This is a genomic window from Planotetraspora kaengkrachanensis, from assembly GCF_016862895.1.
In the GTDB taxonomy this organism is placed as follows: domain Bacteria; phylum Actinomycetota; class Actinomycetes; order Streptosporangiales; family Streptosporangiaceae; genus Planotetraspora; species Planotetraspora kaengkrachanensis.
On the sequence record NZ_BONV01000003.1, the window covers coordinates 65,771 to 84,255 of the forward strand.

21 protein-coding genes are annotated in these 18,485 nt (G+C 69.9%); 16 read left to right on the forward strand and 5 right to left on the reverse strand.

Going from position 1 to position 18,485, the window contains the following annotated elements; genetic code table 11:
* Positions 1 to 312: 312 nt before the first annotated feature.
* A complete protein-coding gene (locus tag Pka01_RS04945; protein ID WP_203881384.1) occupies positions 313 to 1,056 on the forward strand; it encodes a sugar phosphate isomerase/epimerase family protein in 744 nt (247 codons plus the stop codon).
* Positions 1,053 to 2,156, forward strand: coding sequence for a Gfo/Idh/MocA family protein (locus Pka01_RS04950; RefSeq protein WP_203881385.1), 1,104 nt, complete (start codon positions 1,053 to 1,055; stop codon positions 2,154 to 2,156). Before Pka01_RS04945 ends, Pka01_RS04950 begins: the two co-directional genes overlap by 4 nt.
* Positions 2,157 to 2,176: 20 nt before the next feature.
* On the opposite strand, the gene Pka01_RS04955 is transcribed toward Pka01_RS04950, so the two are convergent.
* Positions 2,177 to 3,319, reverse strand: a complete 1,143-nt coding sequence (locus tag Pka01_RS04955; RefSeq protein WP_239114747.1) for an ROK family transcriptional regulator — start codon at positions 3,317 to 3,319, stop codon at positions 2,177 to 2,179.
* 104 nt (positions 3,320 to 3,423) lie between these two features.
* On the opposite strand from Pka01_RS04955, the gene Pka01_RS04960 reads away from it, so the two are divergent.
* Genes Pka01_RS04960 through Pka01_RS04985 form a run of 6 tightly spaced genes read left to right on the forward strand, consistent with a single transcriptional unit; the run spans position 3,424 to position 8,257 of the window.
* Positions 3,424 to 4,152 carry an amino acid ABC transporter ATP-binding protein gene (locus Pka01_RS04960; RefSeq protein ID WP_203881386.1) on the forward strand — a complete coding sequence of 243 codons (729 nt, stop codon included), beginning with the start codon at positions 3,424 to 3,426 and terminating at the stop codon, positions 4,150 to 4,152.
* A 21-nt stretch (positions 4,153 to 4,173) separates the two neighbouring features.
* On the forward strand, positions 4,174 to 5,094 hold the full coding sequence (locus tag Pka01_RS04965) for a glutamate ABC transporter substrate-binding protein (RefSeq protein ID WP_203881387.1): 921 nt from the start codon (positions 4,174 to 4,176) through the stop codon (positions 5,092 to 5,094).
* Positions 5,094 to 5,738 (forward strand): amino acid ABC transporter permease, encoded by a 645-nt coding sequence (locus tag Pka01_RS04970; RefSeq protein ID WP_203881388.1) that lies wholly within the window; start codon positions 5,094 to 5,096, stop codon positions 5,736 to 5,738. Before Pka01_RS04965 ends, Pka01_RS04970 begins: the two co-directional genes overlap by 1 nt.
* Positions 5,735 to 6,544: an amino acid ABC transporter permease gene (locus tag Pka01_RS04975; protein WP_203881389.1), complete on the forward strand. Its 810-nt coding sequence runs from the start codon at positions 5,735 to 5,737 to the stop codon at positions 6,542 to 6,544. The genes Pka01_RS04970 and Pka01_RS04975 overlap by 4 nt, the downstream gene beginning before the upstream one ends.
* Before the next feature lie 19 nt (positions 6,545 to 6,563).
* Positions 6,564 to 7,514: an asparaginase gene (locus Pka01_RS04980; protein ID WP_239114748.1), complete on the forward strand. Its 951-nt coding sequence runs from the start codon at positions 6,564 to 6,566 to the stop codon at positions 7,512 to 7,514.
* A complete protein-coding gene (locus tag Pka01_RS04985) occupies positions 7,511 to 8,257 on the forward strand; it encodes a copper homeostasis protein CutC (protein ID WP_203881391.1) in 747 nt (248 codons plus the stop codon). The genes Pka01_RS04980 and Pka01_RS04985 overlap by 4 nt, the downstream gene beginning before the upstream one ends.
* A 66-nt stretch (positions 8,258 to 8,323) precedes the next feature.
* On the opposite strand, the gene Pka01_RS04990 is transcribed toward Pka01_RS04985, so the two are convergent.
* Complete coding sequence (locus tag Pka01_RS04990) at positions 8,324 to 8,824, reverse strand: hypothetical protein (protein WP_203881392.1); 501 nt, start codon at positions 8,822 to 8,824, stop codon at positions 8,324 to 8,326.
* A 185-nt stretch (positions 8,825 to 9,009) separates the two neighbouring features.
* On the opposite strand from Pka01_RS04990, the gene Pka01_RS04995 reads away from it, so the two are divergent.
* Both Pka01_RS04995 and Pka01_RS05000 read left to right on the forward strand, forming a co-directional pair.
* Positions 9,010 to 9,606: a dihydrofolate reductase family protein gene (locus Pka01_RS04995; RefSeq protein WP_203881393.1), complete on the forward strand. Its 597-nt coding sequence runs from the start codon at positions 9,010 to 9,012 to the stop codon at positions 9,604 to 9,606.
* A gap of 41 nt (positions 9,607 to 9,647) precedes the next feature.
* Entirely contained in the window at positions 9,648 to 9,998 is a 351-nt protein-coding gene (locus tag Pka01_RS05000; protein ID WP_203881394.1) for a YciI family protein, read from the forward strand.
* Between the two features lie 32 nt (positions 9,999 to 10,030).
* On the opposite strand, the gene Pka01_RS05005 is transcribed toward Pka01_RS05000, so the two are convergent.
* Entirely contained in the window at positions 10,031 to 10,588 is a 558-nt protein-coding gene (locus Pka01_RS05005) for a TetR/AcrR family transcriptional regulator (protein ID WP_203881395.1), read from the reverse strand.
* A gap of 83 nt (positions 10,589 to 10,671) precedes the next feature.
* Here Pka01_RS05005 and Pka01_RS05010 point away from each other — a divergent pair, with 83 nt between their 5' ends.
* The 3 genes from Pka01_RS05010 (at position 10,672) to Pka01_RS05020 (ending at position 13,870) form a co-directional block, all read left to right on the forward strand.
* Positions 10,672 to 11,448: an alpha/beta fold hydrolase gene (locus Pka01_RS05010; RefSeq protein ID WP_203881396.1), complete on the forward strand. Its 777-nt coding sequence runs from the start codon at positions 10,672 to 10,674 to the stop codon at positions 11,446 to 11,448.
* Between the two features lie 60 nt (positions 11,449 to 11,508).
* On the forward strand, positions 11,509 to 12,381 hold the full coding sequence (locus tag Pka01_RS05015) for a D-alanyl-D-alanine carboxypeptidase family protein (RefSeq protein WP_239114749.1): 873 nt from the start codon (positions 11,509 to 11,511) through the stop codon (positions 12,379 to 12,381).
* Between the two features lie 97 nt (positions 12,382 to 12,478).
* A complete protein-coding gene (locus Pka01_RS05020) occupies positions 12,479 to 13,870 on the forward strand; it encodes a pyridoxal phosphate-dependent decarboxylase family protein (protein ID WP_203881398.1) in 1,392 nt (463 codons plus the stop codon).
* A gap of 64 nt (positions 13,871 to 13,934) precedes the next feature.
* Here the strand turns inward: Pka01_RS05020 and Pka01_RS05025 are convergent, their stop codons facing one another.
* Entirely contained in the window at positions 13,935 to 16,388 is a 2,454-nt protein-coding gene (locus Pka01_RS05025) for a M14 family metallopeptidase (protein ID WP_203881399.1), read from the reverse strand.
* 233 nt (positions 16,389 to 16,621) lie between these two features.
* Between Pka01_RS05025 and Pka01_RS05030 the strand changes: the two genes are divergently transcribed.
* Positions 16,622 to 17,164 carry a DUF4240 domain-containing protein gene (locus Pka01_RS05030; protein WP_203881400.1) on the forward strand — a complete coding sequence of 181 codons (543 nt, stop codon included), beginning with the start codon at positions 16,622 to 16,624 and terminating at the stop codon, positions 17,162 to 17,164.
* 8 nt (positions 17,165 to 17,172) lie between these two features.
* Positions 17,173 to 17,535, forward strand: a complete 363-nt coding sequence (locus Pka01_RS05035) for a hypothetical protein (RefSeq protein ID WP_203881401.1) — start codon at positions 17,173 to 17,175, stop codon at positions 17,533 to 17,535.
* Positions 17,536 to 17,552: 17 nt separating this feature from the next.
* Here Pka01_RS05035 and Pka01_RS05040 read toward each other — a convergent pair whose 3' ends face one another.
* The gene (locus Pka01_RS05040; RefSeq protein ID WP_203881402.1) at positions 17,553 to 18,140 is read right to left on the reverse strand and encodes a hypothetical protein; all 588 of its coding nucleotides are present in this window, start codon (positions 18,138 to 18,140) and stop codon (positions 17,553 to 17,555) included.
* Between the two features lie 113 nt (positions 18,141 to 18,253).
* Between Pka01_RS05040 and Pka01_RS05045 the strand changes: the two genes are divergently transcribed.
* Positions 18,254 to 18,427, forward strand: coding sequence for a hypothetical protein (locus tag Pka01_RS05045; protein ID WP_239114750.1), 174 nt, complete (start codon positions 18,254 to 18,256; stop codon positions 18,425 to 18,427).
* The last annotated feature ends 58 nt before the right edge of the window (positions 18,428 to 18,485 follow it).

Genomic DNA, 18,485 nt, shown 5'->3' on the forward strand with positions numbered 1-18,485 from the left:
GAGTCGGTGTGCGGGGGGAGCCGCAGAGCCGCCGAGCCGGGAAGCGCCGAGTCGGCGTACCGCGGAGCCGGAGAGCCGGTGTGCCGCCGAGCCACCGAGCCAGGCATCCGCGGATGCCGACCGGAGGAATCTCACCAAACCCCCAATATCACCCCGTCCTGGAACTCCATTTCGGACGATCTTTGGGGTTGAATCGAAGGCGACAGAGCTGATCGACGACGACGTCCCCCACCCCGTCGAGGAGTCACCTATGCCCCCCTGCCGGTGTGACGAACGACGAGCGGCTCGACACGGAACAGGAGCGATGAAGCGATGAGCAGACCACTGGGCGTCCAGCTCTACACCGTCAGGGAACGGCTCGCGGCCGACCGCGACGGCGTGCTGAGCCGGATCGCGGAGATCGGCTACGACGCGGTCGAACCGTTCGACCCGACCGAGGACCCGAAGGGCTTCCGGCAGATCACCGACGACCTGGGGCTGGCGGTGCCGTGCACGCACGCCTACGCCCTGCTCTCGCATGAGCCGGCGGCCGTGCTCGACGCGATCGCCACGATCGGCGCCGACATGGTCGTCATCCCGGGCGGCATCCCGGCCGAGGATTTCACCACCCGGGACGGGCTGGCCCGCACGGCCGACCTGCTGAGCGGCCTGGCCGAGCACGCGAAGCCGTACGGCATGCGGCTCGGGTACCACAACCACTGGTGGGAGATCGAGCCGCGCGTCGACGGCAGGCACGCCCTCGAGGTGCTGGCGGAGATGTTGCCTCCGGAGGTCTTCCTGGAGGTCGACACGTACTGGGCCGCGGTGGGCGGCGCCGACGTGCCCGCGCTGCTCGGCCGTCTCGGCGACCGGGTCGCGGCGTTGCACGTCAAGGATGGTCCCGGGGTCAAGGACGAGCCGCACACGGCCGTGGGCGCGGGGGTGATGCCGGTGCCCGAGATCCTCGCCGCCCGGCCGGACGCGTGGCGGATCGTCGAGCTCGACAGCTGCGCGACCGACATCGTCGACGCCCTGGCCGCGAGCCGCACCTACCTGACCTCGCTGGAGGCGGTGTGAGAAGCGGGCCCGTTGGCGTCGCCGTCGTCGGCGCGGGCGTGATCAGCAGCCACTACCTCCGCCATCTCTCGGACTTCCCCGACACTCGTGTGCTGGGCGTCGCCGACCTCGACACCGGCAGGGCTGCCGCGGCGGCCCGCGAGTACGACGTGCCGGTGTCCGGCGACGTGGACACCGTGCTCGCGTTCCCCGAGGTGGAGATCGTCGTCAACCTCACCGTCCCCGCCGCCCACGCGTCCGTCGCGATGGCGGCCGTGCGCGCGGGCAAGCACGTGTACGGCGAGAAGCCGCTGACGCTCGACCTCGCAGAGGGCGAGAAGCTGCTGGCCGAGGCCGACGCCCGGGGGCTGCGGGTCGGCAACGCGCCCGACACCTTCCTGGGCGCGGGCATCCAGTCGGCCGTCCGGGCGCTGCGCGCCGGTGTCATCGGCACGCCGATCGCCGCCACGACGATGATGCAGAACCTCGGCCCCGAGTCGTGGCATCCGAGCCCGGAGTTCCTGTACCAGCGCGGCGCGGGTCCGCTGTTCGACATCGGGCCCTATTACCTGACCGCGCTGGTCTCCCTGCTGGGCCCCGCCTGCCAGGTCGCGGCGACCACCCGGCGTACGGGGACGCATCGGGTGATCGGTTCCGGCCCCAAGGCGGGCACGAGCTTCGAGGTGGAGGTGCCGACCCACGTCACCGCACTGATCGACTTCGCCGAGGGTCCCACGGCCTCGTCGACCTTCAGTTTCGACTCGCCGTTGCGCCGGACGATGATCGAGATCACCGGTACCGAGGGCACTTTGTCGGTTCCCGACCCCAACACCTTCGTGGGCCCGTTGCTCGTCCGCGGCGGCCGCGACGACGAATGGCGTGAGCTGCCGGTCGAGGGGACCACCGCGGGACGGGGGCTCGGCGTGCTCGACATGGCACGCTCACTCCGTGCGGGGACGCCGCACCGGGCTTCGGGGGCTCTCGCGCTCCACGTCCTGGAGACGATGACGGCGATCATCGAGTCCGCGGAGCGCGGCGAGTTCCTCCCGGTCCGCGGCGACGTTCCGCCGGTCGACTCGCTGCCCGAGACGTGGGATCCGTACGCGCCGACACTCGTCTGATCCGCCGGAACACCGGACGCTCAGCTGAGTACGGCGTCCAGGAGCAGGGTGCCGGCGCCGAGCAGCGCGGCGTCGGGACCCGAGCGGGTCACGGCGATCTCGAGGTCGCGGGTGGCGAGCGGCAGGCACCGCTCGTAAACGGCGGCGCGGATGGCCGAGATGAGCGGCTCCGCCTTCGACAGGCTGCCCCCGATCACGATCGCGTCGGGGTTGATGAAGTTCACCAGGACGGTGAGCACCTCGCCGATGAGGCGGCCGGCGTTCATCACCAGGGCGGTCGCCTCCGGTATGCCGTCGTCGACCAGGGCGACGACGTCGGAGGGCCGCTCCACGGCGATCCCCTGCTCGGCGAGGACGCTCATCAGCGCGGCTCCGCTCGCGTACGCCTCGAGGCAGTCGAGGTGCCCGCATGAGCATGTGACCGACGAGTCGGTCCTGACGCGGACGTGGCTGATGTCGCCGGCCGCGCCGCGTCCCCGGTGCAGGACCCCGTTGACGATCACGCCGCAGCCGATGCCGCTGCCGGCCTTCAGCACCATGACGGTCTCGCAGCCCGGCCATGCGCGGGCCTCTCCGACGGCCAGGAGATTGGCGTCGTTCTCGACGAGCACCGGCAGGTCGTAGTGCGCGCCGAGGTGTTCGGCCACGGGGAAGTTGTTCCACCCGGGCATGCGTGAGGGCGACACGACGCGGCCGCTCGCCGGGTCGACGGGACCGGGGAGTCCGGCGGCGATTCCGCGCAGGGGGACGCCGGCCGGTCCGTGCGCCGCAAGCAGGGCGTCGAACGAGGCCGCTATCCAGTCAAGCGTCGCCTCGGGTCCCAGGGAGATGTCGCAGGGAAGTTCCTCGACGACGAGCGGAGCGCCGCTGAGGTCGAGCAGGCCGAGCCGCGCGTGGCGGCCCCCGAGGTCGGCCACCGCGAGCAGGCCGGCGGTGGGACTGACGCGCAGCCGTCTCGGCCGCCGCCCTCCGCGTGAGCTGGCCGATCCCTCCTCGACGAGGAGGCCGCTCCCGATGAGCTCCTCGACGCGCAGGGAGACGCTCGACGCCGCCAGGCCGGAGAGACGGGCCAACTCGGCTCGTGACTCGGCATGACCGCCGGCGATGAGCCGCAGGAGATCGCCTTGCGCACCCCGCACCGGCAACCTCTCTTTGCCTGACATGGACAGAGGAATACCACGGGTTAACTTTGTACGGCAACACGTTGACCTACGCCGGAATCATCCATTACGGTCCGCTTTATCTTCGATTTCGAAAGAAGATGGCGATGATTCGAGTTCAAGGGCTCAACAAGTGGTTCGGTGATCACCACGTGTTGCGCGACATCGATCTACACGTGGCCCAGGGTGAGGTCGTCGTGGTGATCGGCCCGTCGGGGTCCGGCAAGTCCACACTGTGCCGCTGCCTCAACCGGTTGGAGTCGGCCGGTTCGGGCGAGATCCTGATCGACGGCGTGCCCGCCCCCGTGGAAGGCCGGGAACTTGCCCGGCTCAGGGCCGACGTCGGGATGGTGTTCCAGTCGTTCAACCTGTTCCAGCACAAGACCGTGCTGGACAACATCATGCTCGCGCCCATGAAGGTGCGCGGTGTCAGCCGTGCCGAGGCGGAGAAGACCGCCCGGGATCTGCTGGCCCGCGTCGGGATCGCCGAGCAGGCCGGCAAGCTGCCCGCGCAACTCTCCGGCGGGCAGCAGCAGCGGGCGGCCATCGCCAGGGCACTCGCCATGAGGCCCAAGGTGATGCTCTTCGACGAGCCGACCTCGGCACTCGACCCCGAGATGGTCGGCGAGGTGCTCGACGTCATGGTCCAGCTCGCCGCCGACGGCATGACGATGGTCGTCGTCACCCACGAGATGGGCTTCGCCCGCAGAGCCGCCGACCGGGTCGTCTTCATGGACGACGGCCAGATCGTCGAGACGGCGGAGCCCAACGCGTTCTTCGAATCTCCCACGACGGACCGGGCCAGGAACTTCCTGGCCAAGGTACTCACTCACTGATCGCAAAGGATGGTGGGCCCGATGGTGTCCATTAGGCGGGTGGCCGCTGTCGCCGCCGTGTCGATGGTCGGCCTTTCGGCGGCCTGTTCCGGAACGGATTCGACGAGCTCGGCGGTGCCGGGCCAGCCCAAGGACAACAGCGTCATCGCGCAGGCTCCGGTGGCCGCGGCCGCCGACATCCTGCCCGGCTCGACGATGGAGAAGATCAAGCAGCGCGGCGAGCTGATCGTCGGCGGTTCACTCGACGCGCCGCTGCTGTCCCAGCAGAACCCCACGACCGGCGAGATCGAGGGCTTCGACGCGGACATGGGCAAGGCCCTGGCCAAGTACATCATCGGCCAGCCCAAGGTGAAGATCGTCAACGCGGCGTCCGAGACCCGTGAGGCGCTGCTGAGCAACGGCACCGTCGACGTCGTCTTCCAGACGTACACGATCACGCCGGAGCGGGCCGAGCAGGTCGCCTTCGCCGGGCCGTACTACTCCTCCGGCCTGACCATCGCGGTGAAGAAGGGCACGACGGGGATCGCCAAGCCCGAGGACCTGAACGGCAAGACCGTCATCGCCGGCGCCAACACCCCCGCCATCCCGGCCATCAAGCAGCTCGCGCCGCAGGCGACCATCGTGACGTTCGGCAGCGACCCCGAGTGCGTCCAGGCGCTCAAGCAGGACCGCGGCGTCGCCTACGTCCAGGACGAGACCCTCCTCGTCGCGGACGCGCAGAAGGACCCGTCGATCCAGGTCGTCGGCTCGCCGTTCACGACCGACCCGTACGGCATCGGCCTGAAGCACGGCGACGACCAGTTCAAGAAATTCGTCAACGACTGGCTCACGAAGATCCAGGGCCAGGGCGTCTGGCAGCAGATCTGGAAGGGCTCCCTCGGCACGGTCGTGCAGGGTGAGGCCCCGACCCCGCCGCAGATCGGATCGGTTCCGGGTTCCTGATGTCCGCGTTACTCGATCACCTGCCCGAGTTCTGGCAGGGGCTGATCGTGACCCTCCAGCTGACCGCGGCGTCGTTCGCCGGCGCCGCGGTCATGGGTCTGGTGATCGCCGCCATGCGGGTCAGCCCGGTCCCCGTTCTGCGCGGGATCGGGACGGCCTACGTGGAGACCCTGCAGAACCTGCCACTCCTCGTCCTGCTCGTTCTCGCGGTCTTCGGCCTGCCGGAGATCGGCCTGCAGGCCGGTCTGCAGGTCACGGCCACCGTCGTCATCGCGCTCTATGAGGGCGCCTACATCGCCGAGGCCCTGCGCTCCGGCGTCAACGCGGTCTCCTCTGGTCAGGGCGAGGCGGCGCGCGCGCTCGGGCTGAACTTCACCCAGTCCCTGCGCCACGTGGTGCTGCCCCAGGCGCTGCGGACGGTCATCCAGCCGATCGGGAACATCTTCATCGCCCTGACGATGAACACCTCGCTCGCGGCCGCGGTCGGCGTCGTCGAACTGACGGCGGCCGCCAACCGGGTCAATCTGCTGGAGGCACAGCCCATTCCGATCTTCGTGGGCGCCGGCGTCGCCTACGCGGTCATCGCGGCCTGCGCCGGCTTCGTGACCGGCCGGCTCGAACGTCGACTGGCGGTGGTCCGGTGAGCAATGTGCTTTTCGACGAGCCCGGCCCGCGGGCCCGCCGCAGGATCAGGATCGCGACCATCGCGGGAGCGGTCGTCGTGCTCGGCCTGGTGGCCCTGGCCGTACGGCAGTTCGCCGACAACGGCCAGCTCACGGCCGACCGCTGGCAGCCGTACGCGACCTGGCCGATGTGGCGCTACCTGCTCGGCGGGCTGTGGTCCACTTTGCTCGCGGCGGTCGTCTCGGCCGCGCTCTCGATGGCGGCGGGCCTGGCGCTCGCGCTCGGGCGGCTGTCGCGGCGGTCGTGGGTCCGGATGCCGTCCGCCGCCTACGTGGAGACCGTCCGGACGATCCCCGTGCTGGTGCTGGTCTACGTCGTGCTGTTCGCGCTGCCCCGGTACGGCCTGGACCTGCCGCTGTTCTGGAAACTCGTGGTGCCGCTGACCGTCTCGAACGCCTCGTTGTTCGCGGAGGTCTTCCGGGCGGGAATCCTCTCGATCGAGCGAGGCCAGAGCGAGGCCGGGCTCGCCGTCGGGCTGACACACGGGCAGACCATGCGCCTGATCGTGCTGCCGCAGGCGGCCAGGCGCGTCCTGCCCTCGATCGTCAGCCAGTCGGTCGGGCTGCTGAAGGACACCTCGCTCGGCTTCGTCGTCAGCTACGCCGAACTGCTCTACAGCGGCAAGGTGCTGGCGAACTACAACGGCCTGCTCATCCAGACCTACATCGTCGTCGCGCTGGTCTACCTGGTGGTCAACGCGTCCCTGTCCAAACTGGCCCGCACTCTCGAGGCGCGCCAGCCGCGAAGGAGGACCGCCCGTGTCTGAACTCGTACATGAATCTGAAGTGCATGAATACGTGCCGCTCGCCGAGGTCGTGCGGTCGGGATTCGTGGAGAGCCTGCATTTCGGCAGCGCCGTCGCGCTCACGCCCGACGGCCGCACCGCCGTCGCGCGCGGCCGGGTGTCCGCGCCTGTGCTGCCCCGCTCGTCGGCCAAGCCGTTCCAGGCGCTCGCCTGCCTGCGGTCCGGCGCCGACCTGTACGGCCCGCGCCTGGCGATCGCGGCGGGAAGCCACACGGGTGAGGACTCCCACGTTCGGCTGGTCTCCGAGATGCTGGCCGAGGCCGGGCTCGGGTTCGACGCCCTGGGCTGCCCCGCCGACTGGCCGGAGGACGAGGCCACCCGCAACGCTCTTGTCCGGGACGGCCTGGGACGCTCCCGCGAGCGGATGAACTGCTCGGGCAAGCACGCGGCGATGCTCGCCGCGTCGGCGGTGAACGGCTGGGCCGTCGACTCCTATCTCGACGCCGGTCATCCCGTGCAGCGGCGGGTCCGCGACGTGGTCGAGGAGTTGTCGGGAGAGAAGGCGGCCCACGTGGCCGTCGACGGCTGCGGCGCGCCGCTGTTCGGCATCTCGCTCGAGGGGCTGGCGCGAGCCGTACAGGCCCTGGTGCTCGCCGAGCCGGGGACGGCGCCGCGGGCGGTCGCCGACGCGATGCGCGAGCACCCCGAGTACGTGGGCGGGACCGGTCACGTGAACACCACGCTGATGCAGGCGCTGCCCGGCGCGGTGGCGAAGGGCGGGGCCGAGGGCGTGCTCGTCGTCGCGCTCGCCTCGGGGCACGCGGCGGCGGTCAAGGTCATCGACGGGAGCCCGCGTGCCACGACCGCGATCGCTCTGGCGACGCTGCGGGCCGCGGGCGGGGACGTCTCGCCCGCCGCGGAGTTCGCGACTGTTCCGGTGCTGGGCGGGGGATCCCCGGTCGGCGAGATCCACGCTTTGGGGGAATCATGAGTCTCACGTACGAGATCTGCATCGACAGCACGGTGGGCGCGCTGGCGGCCGAGCGTGCCGGTGCGCACCGGGTCGAGTTGTGCTCGGCGCTCTTCGACGGTGGCCTGACCCCGACCCTCGGAACGGTGGAGGCGACCCTCGCGGCGGTCTCGTCGATCCGGGTCCACGTCATCATCCGGCCGCGGGGCGGCGACTTCGTCTTCGACGAGCATGAGATCGCCGCCATGGAGCGCGACGTGGCCACGATCCGGGAGGCCGGAGCGCACGGTGTGGTGATCGGCGCGCTCACCCCGGCCGGCGAGGTGGACACCGACGTCGCCAAGCGGCTCATCGCGGCGGCGGAGGGGCTCTCCGTCACCTTCCACCGCGCGTTCGACATGGCCGCCGACCCGTTCGCCGCGCTGGAGACGCTGGCGGAACTGGGCGTCGACCGGGTGCTCACCTCGGGGCAGGACAGTTCGGCGCTCGAGGGCGCGCCGCTGATCGCGTCGCTGGTCGAGCAGGCCGGCGACCGCCTGATCATCATGCCCGGCGGGGGGATCACGCCCCGCAACGTCGGCCGTGTGGTCGAATCGACCGGGGCCAAGGAGATCCACTTCGCCGCCCTGGTGGACGAGGAGAGCCCGGCCGTCCACCGCAACCCGCACCCGTTCATGGGCGGGGAGCTTCGCAGGCCCGAGTACGTCCGCCAGGTCACCTCGCCCGCGCTGGTGTCCCAGGTGATCGCCGCCTCCGCGCGTTAGCCGTCCGACCTTGTGCGTGGCCTGGCCGGCTCCCGGCCAGGCCGCGTCACGTCATGTCATGTCACATCACGTCGTGGGTTCTGCCGCGCCGACGCCGGCCTTGCGATCCGCGCGCCAGGCGAACAGGACGTGGATGAGCCCGCCCGCACCGGGGATCGCGGTCGCCAGGAGCACCCCCAGGGCCGCGTATTGGAGGACGCCGGTCGGAGGGTCGTCACCGGGAATCGTGAGGACCGCCGTCACCGCCGTCACCGCCGCGACGCCGAGCAGGGTGAGGCTGAGAGCCAGGTACTGCCGCAGCGGCCGGGTCCTCCTGAGTTCCCGCAAGAGGGACAGGACGATCGGAGCCGCCAGCATTCGGGAGCCGCTGGTGACATACCCGAGGGCGAGGAGCGGGTGGGCGATCATGTAGCCCCCGAACGCCGCGATCCCGGCGTTCCAGACATGCGCGGGCGGGTCGCAGACGTCCTTGAGCCAGATCCCCCCGCCGAACAGACCGGCAAGGCCGGCGAGCGTGAGGGCGTACCGGCTCCACGGCCGGGGTTCCGACGTCGACTTTCCGATCACGACGCCAATCATGGCGGCCGCACGTTCGGCGGCCGTACACCCTGGACGAATCCGGGCTGTCTCCCTGGAGCCTGAGACGTTCTCGTCGAATTGGTCGCGTCCGATGTCGATCGCGCCGGAGGCCGTTCGTCTAGAGGATGAGAGCCGGCACCGGGCCGGCCGCGGACGGCGGAGGAAGCAGGCGTATGCGGAAGATCGTGGTGATCGAACACCTGACTCTTGACGGTGTGATGCAGGCGCCGGGCGCGCCGGACGAGGACGTCCGCGGCGGATTCGAGCACGGCGGCTGGGCGCAGCCGGGCAACGACGCGGTGATGGGCGGCGAGATGGCGAAGGGGATGGGAGACGCCGATCTCCTGTTCGGCCGGCGGACCTACGAGCGGTTCCATGCCTTCTGGCCCGCTCAACCGGAGCCGAACCCCTTCACCGAGGTACTGAACAAGACCCAGAAGTACGTCGCGTCGACGACGCTGACCGAGCCTCTCCCCTGGATCAACTCCACGCTGCTGGCGGGCGACGCCGTGAAGGCCGTGGCCGAGCTCAAGGCGCAGACCGGCAAGGACCTCGGGATCCTGGGCAGCGGGGAACTCGTCCGGTCACTCATGCAGGGGGATCTCATCGACGTGTACAAGCTGCTGATCCATCCGTTGGTCCTGGGATCGGGGCGGCGCCTGTTCCCCGACGTCGGCCCGCCGGCCGGACTCCGGCTCACCGATTCGGTGACGACGACCACCGGCGTGGTGATCGCCACCTACCGACCGGCCGCCCGCGTCGGTGCCTGACGTCGACGCCCCACTCGTCCGAACATGAAAAGGAGCACCCTGTGAAGCAGTACATGCTCAGCGTGATCCAGCCAGACGGGGACCCGCCCCCGCCCGAGATCATGGATCCGATCACCCGGAACCTCGACGCTCTGAACCAGGAGATGAAGGCCGCCGGCGTATGGGTCTTCGCCAGTCGTCTGCACCCGGCGAGCACGGCGACCGTGCTGCGGGTCAGGGACGGCGACGTGCTCATGACCGACGGGCCGTACGCCGAGGGCAAGGAACACCTCGGCGGGTTCACGATCATCACCGCGCCCGACCTCGACGCGGCGCTCGTATGGGGCAGCAAGCTCGCCCAGGCGATCGGCCTGCTCCCGATCGAGGTGCGGCCGTTCGAAGAGGAGGCCTGATGCCTGGAAGCCGGGACCCGCGGAGACGGTGATCAGCCGGTCGGCCGTGCCCCATGGAGGACCAGGGCCACCGCTCTGTCGGTGAAGTCCTGGTCCAGGGGCAGCCGCCGGAAAACGGCCCGCAACCAGACGGCGCCGGCGAGCAGGTCGACGATCAACATGGGATCGGCCGAGGCGTCGATCTCCCCCCGCTCGCGGGCCCGCTCGAAGATCGGCGCCTCACGGGCGAACCGGTCGGCGAAGAAGCCCTTCGCCGCCTCGGCCAGGGCGGGGTCGTGTACGGCGGCGCCCAGCGCGGCGACGGCGATGTCCGACGACGGAGAGACCGTGAGCAGTCGCGCGACCCCCTCGACCAGACCGCGGAGATCCCCGGCGAGGCTGCCGGTGTCCGGCGGGTCGAACTCGAGCGCCTCGGCCCCGACGAGCGCCGCGCCGAGCAGGGCGGCCTTGGACGGCCACCAGCGGTAGATCGTCGTCTTGTTGACCCCCGACCGCCCGGCCACCCCCTCGATGGTGAGGCCCTCGTACCCCTTCTCCGCGAGCAACTCGAGCGTCGCGTCCAGGATCTGCCGCTGCTTGCGAGGAGCCATGCCGGAAGTCTAGTGCGACGCACCGTTGCGTCGTACTCTGAAGAAAACACCACGCACCGTTGCGTTGCATTCGAGGAGGCGGCATGGCACTGCCGATCGTCTTCATCCACGGGATCCGGGTAAGCGGCACCATGTGGGACCCGGTCAGGTCGCATCTCACCGGCCCGTCGGCCGCCCCCGACCTGCCCGGGCACGGTTCCCGGCGTGGCATGCCGTATGACATGGACGCCGCGTGCGCGGTGGTCGCCGAGTGCATCAGGGGACTCGGGGGCCGGGCTCTCGTCGTCGGATTCTCCCTGGGCGGCTACGTCGCAATCGCCACCGCAGCACGTCATCCCGGCCTCGTCGCCGGCCTGGTGGCGATGGGCTGCACGGCCAGGCCCACGGGGAGACGCGCCACGAACTACCGCCTGGCCGGCCGGCTTGCCGCACGCGCTCCCTCACTGGCCGGCCGGCTGAGCGTGTACGGCTTCCGCAGAACGCTTCCCGGACCGACGGCGGAGGCGTTCTCCGCCGGCGGCCTGGCCTGCGAAGTGATCCCGTCGGTGGTGGAGTCCGTCACCGCCGAGGACCCCGTGGCGTCGCTCGCCGCCTATCCCGGCCGGGTGTGGCTGGTGAACGGCTCCCGCGATCCGTTCCGCGCCGACGAACTGGAGTTCCTCCGTGCGTGCGCCCACGGCAGTCTCACCTGGTTGCCCGCCCGCAATCACCTGAGCGTGCTCGCCGACCCCGCCGCAATCGCCGACCTCGTGGAGGGCGCCGCTCGGGCCGCCGCTTCCGTCTCGCCAGTCACATCATTCGCGCAAACTCCATCCGTACATCAAAACGCCGTATTTTTACCCAAATATGGTCAGAAGTGACGTTAATGTCATGGCAGCCTCAAATGCATGCATACAAGGAAATCAATCCCGGTCGTGTGCATGGCCGTTCTTGGCCTGTTCACCGGGTTCTCCGCCCCGGCGCTGGCCGAGTCCGCACAGGCGCCGGCCACGGCCGCACAGATCCGCACGGTCGACGCTCCCCCGGTCTACGGGCGGGCCACCTATCTGCTCGACGCCTCCACGGGGGCGGTGCGGCTGAACGACGACGGCGCCCAGCGCATGCCGATCGCCAGCCTCACCAAGGTGATGACGGCCTACGTGGTCCTCAAGCAGGCCAAGCTGACCGACACCGTCACGATCACCGCCGGCGACGTGCGCTACGCCAACGACAACGGCGGCACGAGCGCCGACCTCGAGCCCGGCGACCGCGTCCAGATCAAGGACCTGCTCTACGGCCTGCTGCTGCCGTCGGGCGCGGACGCGGCGCACGCGATGGCCCGCACCTACGGCCCCGGCGTCGACGGGTTCGTCGGCAAGATGAACGACGCCGCCCGGCAACTCGGGCTGAAGGACACCCACTACGTCAACCCCGACGGACTCCCGATGGAGGGGGGCGACGGCTACTCCACCGCGCAGGACCAGGCCAAGCTGGCCGCGGCGGCGCTGCGTGACCCGACGTTCGCGAAGGTGACCTCCACCGAGCAGTACAGCATCGGCGCGACCGCGGCCCACGGCGCGCACACGTGGAACAACACCAACGAGATGCTCGACCTGCCCGGCGCCCTGGGCGTGAAGACCGGCTTCACCCGGGCCGCGGGCTACTGCCTGACGTTCGCGGCGGACCGCCAGGGACACCGGCTGATCGGCGTCATCCTCGGAGAGGACGTCTCGAGCAGGCGCTTCAGCACCGCCGAGTCCCTCCTGGACTGGGCGGCGGACAATCCCGCCCCCCAGCGCAACCCCGCCGCATAGGGCCGACCGCCGGGTGCCAGACTGGCGAGCCGTCGGGCATGTGCGTCGCCGTACGCACCTTTGAGATCGGCGCCCGGCGGTCAGCGAGGAGGACGTGGTGGAGAAGCCGGACTGGGACGCACCCCTGGCCGAGGCGTACGACAGGGCACTGGGCTATCTGACGGCCCTGCCCGACCGGCCGGTGGGCAGCACGGCGACCCGGGCCGATCTGCTGGCCGCGCTCGGCGGGCCGTTGCCCGAGGGGCCGCGGGACGCCCGCGAAGTGGTCGCGGACCTGGCCGTCGCGGCCGAGCCCGGTCTGGTGAACACGCCGAGCGGCCGCTTCTTCGGGTTCGTCGTCGGAGGCGCGCACCCCGCGGCGCTGGCCGCAGACTGGCTCGCCGCCACCTGGGACCAGAACGCCTGCCTGGCCGCGCTCTCCCCGGCAGCCTCCGCTGTGGAGGAGGTGGCCGGGGAGTGGCTGGTGCGGCTGTTCGGGCTTCCCGCCCAGACCTCGGTGGGGTTCGTCACCGGTGGCCAGATGGCCAATTTCACCGCGCTGGCCGCCGCCAGGCACGAGGTGTTACGACGGGCCGGCTGGGACGTCGAGGCCGACGGGCTGGCCGGGGCGCCCCGCCTGCGAGTGCTCGCGGGCCGGCATCGGCACAGCACGATCGACCGCGCCCTGCGCTTCCTCGGGCTGGGCCGCAACGCGATCATCCCGATCGACACGGACGACCAGGGGCGGATGCTCCCCGGCGCGCTCGCAGAGGCGCTCGCCGGGGGCGACGGCCCGGCGATCGTCTGCGCCCAGGCCGGCGGCGTGAACACGGGCGCGTTCGACCCCTTGGAGGACGTCTGCGCCGTCGCCCACGAGGCGGGGGCCTGGGTGCACGTCGACGGCGCGTTCGGATTGTGGGCCGCGGTCACACCTCGCCTGCGGCACCTGACGGCGGGTTTCGAGCAGGCGGACTCGTGGGCCACCGACGCGCACAAGTGGCTCAACGTGCCCTATGACTCCGGGCTGGTCTTCTGCGCCCATCCGGAGGCGCACCGGGCCGCGATGGGCGTGCGGGCGGGCTATCTCATCCACGGCGCCGACGGGGAACGCGACGCGATCGACTACACGCCCGACTTCTCCCGCCGCGCCCGCGGGTTCGCCGTGTACGCCGCCCTTCGTTCCCTCGGCCGCGGCGGCGTCGCCGACCTGGTGGAGCGGTGCTGCACGCTGGCCGGCAGGTTCGCCGAGCGACTTGCGGCGCACGACGGCGTCGAGGTGCTCAACGACGTGTCCCTCAACCAGGTGCTGGTGCGCTTCCTGTCCGCCGACGGCGACCACGACGGCCACACGCGTGCGGTGGTGGAACGCGTCCAGCGGGACGGAACCTGCTGGATGAGCGGGACGACCTGGGAGGGCCGGGCGGCCATGCGGATATCGGTCTCGAACTGGACGACCGATCAGGACGACGTGGACCGGTCGGTCGAGGCGATCCTCCGCTGCGCCGGGTGAGCACAGCACGACGGCCGCCGGTCGGAGGACCGGCGGCCGTGCGGGACATCAGGACGGGGAGAGGTCAGCGGACGTTGCGGACCTTGACCGTCTCCTTGCGGTAGCTGTTGCTGTGTCCGTCCGGCTTGTAGTTGCCCTCGACGTTGCCGGCGATGTCCACGGCGAACCAGCGGACCTCGGTGGTCTTGCCGACGGTGATCTGCTGGGCGCCCTCACGCATGCCCGCGGCGGCGAGCCTGGGTGAGTTCAGCGTCGGACGGCTGCCGTCGAGCGTGTAGTACACGTTCGCGGGTTCGTCCGTCGAGAAGGTGAACGTGGCCGAGGAGTCGGTGCGGCCGGTCACCTCCAGCTTCGACTTCGGCCGGTCCTTGTCGTCGGAGAAGGCCCGGGCGACCTCGAGGATGGCGATCTGGCCGTTGGCGAACTCCATCGCCTCCTCGTGGCCTTCGGCGAAGTCCGGCTGGAAGCCCACCGGCTCGAACTGCTTGGTGGTGGCGTTGTAGACGTCCGCGCCCACCTCGAAGTCCCAGCCGATGATGCCGCGGTTGAACCAGTGCTCGTCGGCGCTGTTGCCCGCCGCCGAGTACAGCACGTCAGGGACGGGACCGGTCTGGCCGGGCCAGATCCCCGTGCCGCGCCACGCCTGCACCGCCGACAGGATGTGGGTGGAGGCGTCCCAGAAGTAGTTCTCCGTGCCGAAGTCGACCCGCGGCAGCAGCTCACGGCCGGCCGTCTTGTAGGCGCCCGGAGGCCACATGAAGTAGCCACCGTAGGAGTGCGTGTTCATCGCGAACTTGATGTTCGGGTACTGGTGGGTCAGCCACACCTCGTTGCTCGACTCCGGCTCCGACAGCTCGGACGGACCGGCGAACGTGCCGCTGGTGCAGCTCGACGAGGCGCCGCTGTACCCGTCGAAGAACGAGCCGACGGTGAAGTTGCGGTTGAGGTCGACGCCCCACGAGTTGCGCGACGCCGGGTCACCGGAGTTGGTGCCCGCGCAGTAGTTGGTCATGTTCTTGCGCTGCATGTTGTAGTCGTAGAAGCTGTACGTCCCGCCGTCGGGGTTGACCGTCGGCATGATGAAGATGTCGAGGTTGTCGACCAGCTTCCGCGTCGCCGGGTCGCGGTCGTAGTTGCGCAGCAGCCGCTCGGCGGTCTCCACACAGGTCAGCGGCGTCACCCATTCACGGGCGTGCTCCTGGCAGTAGAGGAACACTCCGACCTTCGAGCCGTCGCGCTTCTTGCCGATGCGCAACACCTTCATCTGGAACGGATCCCGCGAGACGCTCGCCGGCGCCTTGAGGTTGTCGGTCAGCTTCGTCGCCGGAGCGGCGGCCACCAGGCCCGCGCCCGCGTTCCCGCGGTAGGTCGACGCCGTCAGCAGCGCCGCGACGGCCGTGTCGGCGTTGAGCGCGTCCACCACCTGGCGGGCGGTGCTGCTGATCGCGCCGGAGGCGTCGGTGGCCAGGCTGACCGTGACGTTCTTACCGGCGACCGCGACGGACAGCGGGGCGGAGGCGGCGGCGGGCTGCGTCAGCGTCACGCCGATGTCGTTGCCCCCCTCGCTTCCGTACGCCTTGGAGGTCACGTAGAAGGTGCTCGCGGCGGCCGTACCGAACTGCGCCTGGGCGGCGCGGCGGTAGCCGTTCGTCTTGTTCGGCAGGTTGACGATCTCCGAGATCTTCGGGAACTGCCGGGCCAGCGAGCTGATGCGGCCGGTGACCTCCGTCGGGTCCATGTAGTGGTCGACGAAGTCCTCGACGTAGTGCCTGCTCGGCGGCTTGCGCTTCTCACCCAGCCACTTCGCCACCGGAACGGTGACCGAACCGCCGCGGCTGCTGGTGATCGTCACCTTGGTGGGCGCGGCGGTGATCGCCAGGGGCGCGCTGAACCGGTGGTACATGTACTGACCGGCGTCGGTGAAGCGCGACATCGTCGCCGTGCCACCGGAGTCGGGGGCGGTCTTCGGGCCGCTGTCCCAGGTGGCCGTGAGCACTGTCTCGGCGTCCGTGGCGCTCGACTTGACCTCTACCGAGAGGAAGCGCTGGTCGTCGAGGCTGGTGAACCATTCGGCGCGTAGCGGGGTGAGCGTGTCGGTCTCGTCGGCGGACGCCTCGGCCGACATGATCGCGGACTTCCGCTCGGCCTGGTTCTGCGCGTAGTCCGTCTGGTCGGAGATCGCGCCCCGGACGTCGAAGCCCTGGTCGCGGAGGTCCTGGGCCTCCTGCGGGCTGAGCACGGCGTGGACCTCGATGCCGTTGTCCAGCGGCTTCTTGTATTCGGCGAGGTCGACGCCCATGGAGTTGAGCCGGTCCACCGCGTCCTGGTCGGGGACGACGATGCGCAGCAGCGCCACACCGTTCTGGTCGGTGCTGGGCAGCCGATCCGGCACGACCTGACCGGCCTGCGGAGAGGGATCGGCGAGAACGGGGTTCGGACTGAGGGTGAGGGTGAGGGCAATGGGCAGAGCCAGTACGACCGCTACGCGGCCGACCCTGCCATTGATGGAACGCCCCATGACAGATTCCTCCAGTTGGCACACGGTTTCCCGGGGAGGGGGTTATCCCGGCAGAATGTGCACAATTGTCAAGATCTTCGCTAAGTAAAGAATCATCGTCAAGGGTCCCAATATCCATATTTGGTGCGTCCGGTAATGTAACAGAATCTTTATCTGGAACTTATGGACCAAGGTCAAATTTCGCGATATTGGCTTGTTTTTCGGAACATTCGCGACCGTTACGCTCAGCGAGCATGAACACCGATGACGTGTGGCGCCTCGTCGACGAGGCGCGATCAGAGCTCGACGAGGAGGCGCGCGCAGACGCCGACGCCGTGGCCGCGCGGATGACCGCCCTGCTGTCCCGGCGGACGCCCGCTGAGATCGTCGCGTTCGCGCAGCCCCTGTGGGACGTGCTCACCGCCTCCTATCGGGCCGACCTGTGGGCGGCGGCATACGTGATCAACGGCGGGGCCTCCGACGACGGCTTCGACTACTTCCGCGGCTGGCTCGTCGCCCAGGGCGAGGAGGTGTACGGCCGGGCGGTGGCGGACCCCGACTCCCTCGCCGGCCTGCCCGCCGTCGAACGCGCGCACGCCCAGGGTGAGGACATCGAGGGCGCCGACGTCCTCAGCGTGGCCTGGAACGCCCACATAGCCGTCACCGGTGAGGAGTTGCCCGACGGGGCTTTCACGATCCGCCATCCCCGGCTCGATCCGGACTGGGACTTCGACTTCGACGACAAGGACGAGATGCGACGCCGTCTCCCCCGTCTCACCGACCTCTTCTACGGGTGACCGGACTCGTGCCGGCCCAAGACGTCCTGACGACGCTCCGCCGGGAGTTCGAGGCGGAAGACGACACGTTCCTGCTGAAACTGCGGGGCGCGCACCTGGAATGGGACAGGGACGCCTTCAGCCGGCTGGAACAGGCGATGCGCGCGGCCTGCGAGCTGTACCAGGGGCGTGACGTAATGGAACGCTGGATCGCCGAGGGGTTCTACGAGGTTTCACACTTCGTAAGAGGCTGGACCTCCCATCCGCATTTTCCCCGGCCCGAACCCGGCGAGTACTACGACGCGTGCCTGGAACGGCTCGACGACCTCGCCGACTGGTTCTTCCGCGGCGTTCACAACTACATCGAGCCGCACACCTGGTCAGACCTCTGACGGCCACTGCCGGGACGTCAGCCGTCGCATTCCTCAGGGAGATCACGGCGCGGGCCGCAGAGCACGATGTTGAAGGGAATGTGCAACCGGCGCTCCACTCCGTCGGAGAGATAGGTGACGACGACGCCCCTGCCGAACGCGGACTTCTCCGTTCGGCGCGAAACCTGCACCACGAGCTCCGCGAACTCGACTCTGGGAGAATCCTCCGGCTGGCACACCTCGGAGACCGAACGGTTCGCGGGGAGGCCGCGTCGCTCCATGCTGACGGGGTCGCCGAGGCCGATGCCATCGCTGTCGATCGGGCGGTGGAACGGCCGGAAAGTGAAGCCGTCCACATCGAGCCGGCCCAGTGTCTCCCCGAAGCCGACCTGTGTGACGGTGACCGATCCGCCACGGTCGAGGCAGAGCCCGAGATTGCCGAACAGGTAGGGGTCTCCCAACCGGTTCACCATAATGCCGACGGTGATCTCGCCTGCGTCCTCGGCTCCAGGCGGCAGGACCAGCGCCGGCCCGAGGCCGTCACCCTTGAGGGCCGGCACACCCGCGAGCAGCGCACACGCGAGAGCCGTACGCACGGCGAGTTTCCTGTGGTCGTTCAAAGCCACCCCGTCTCACGACGCCCCGAATTCAGTGATCACTGAGGCCGCGCTCATCATCGCCGGTCCTGTGACGCGGCGGTATACGGGTTTTCCCGTCATCTCACCGCCTGGGCATTCAGGTGGCGCCGCCGACACGGATCCTCGGCCAGTCGTCCTCGGAGATCACCGGGCCCGCGTTCTCCCCGGACGGCAGGCGGCTCTACTTCTCCTCCCAGCGCGGCACCTCGGGCCACTCCACCGGCAGCGGCGGCATCACCTACGAGGTGACCGGCCCCTTCCGCACCCAGGCCTGACGACGAGCCACCGCGGCCGACCCCCCGGACCCGCCTCTCGAGGTTCTAGGCACCTGAA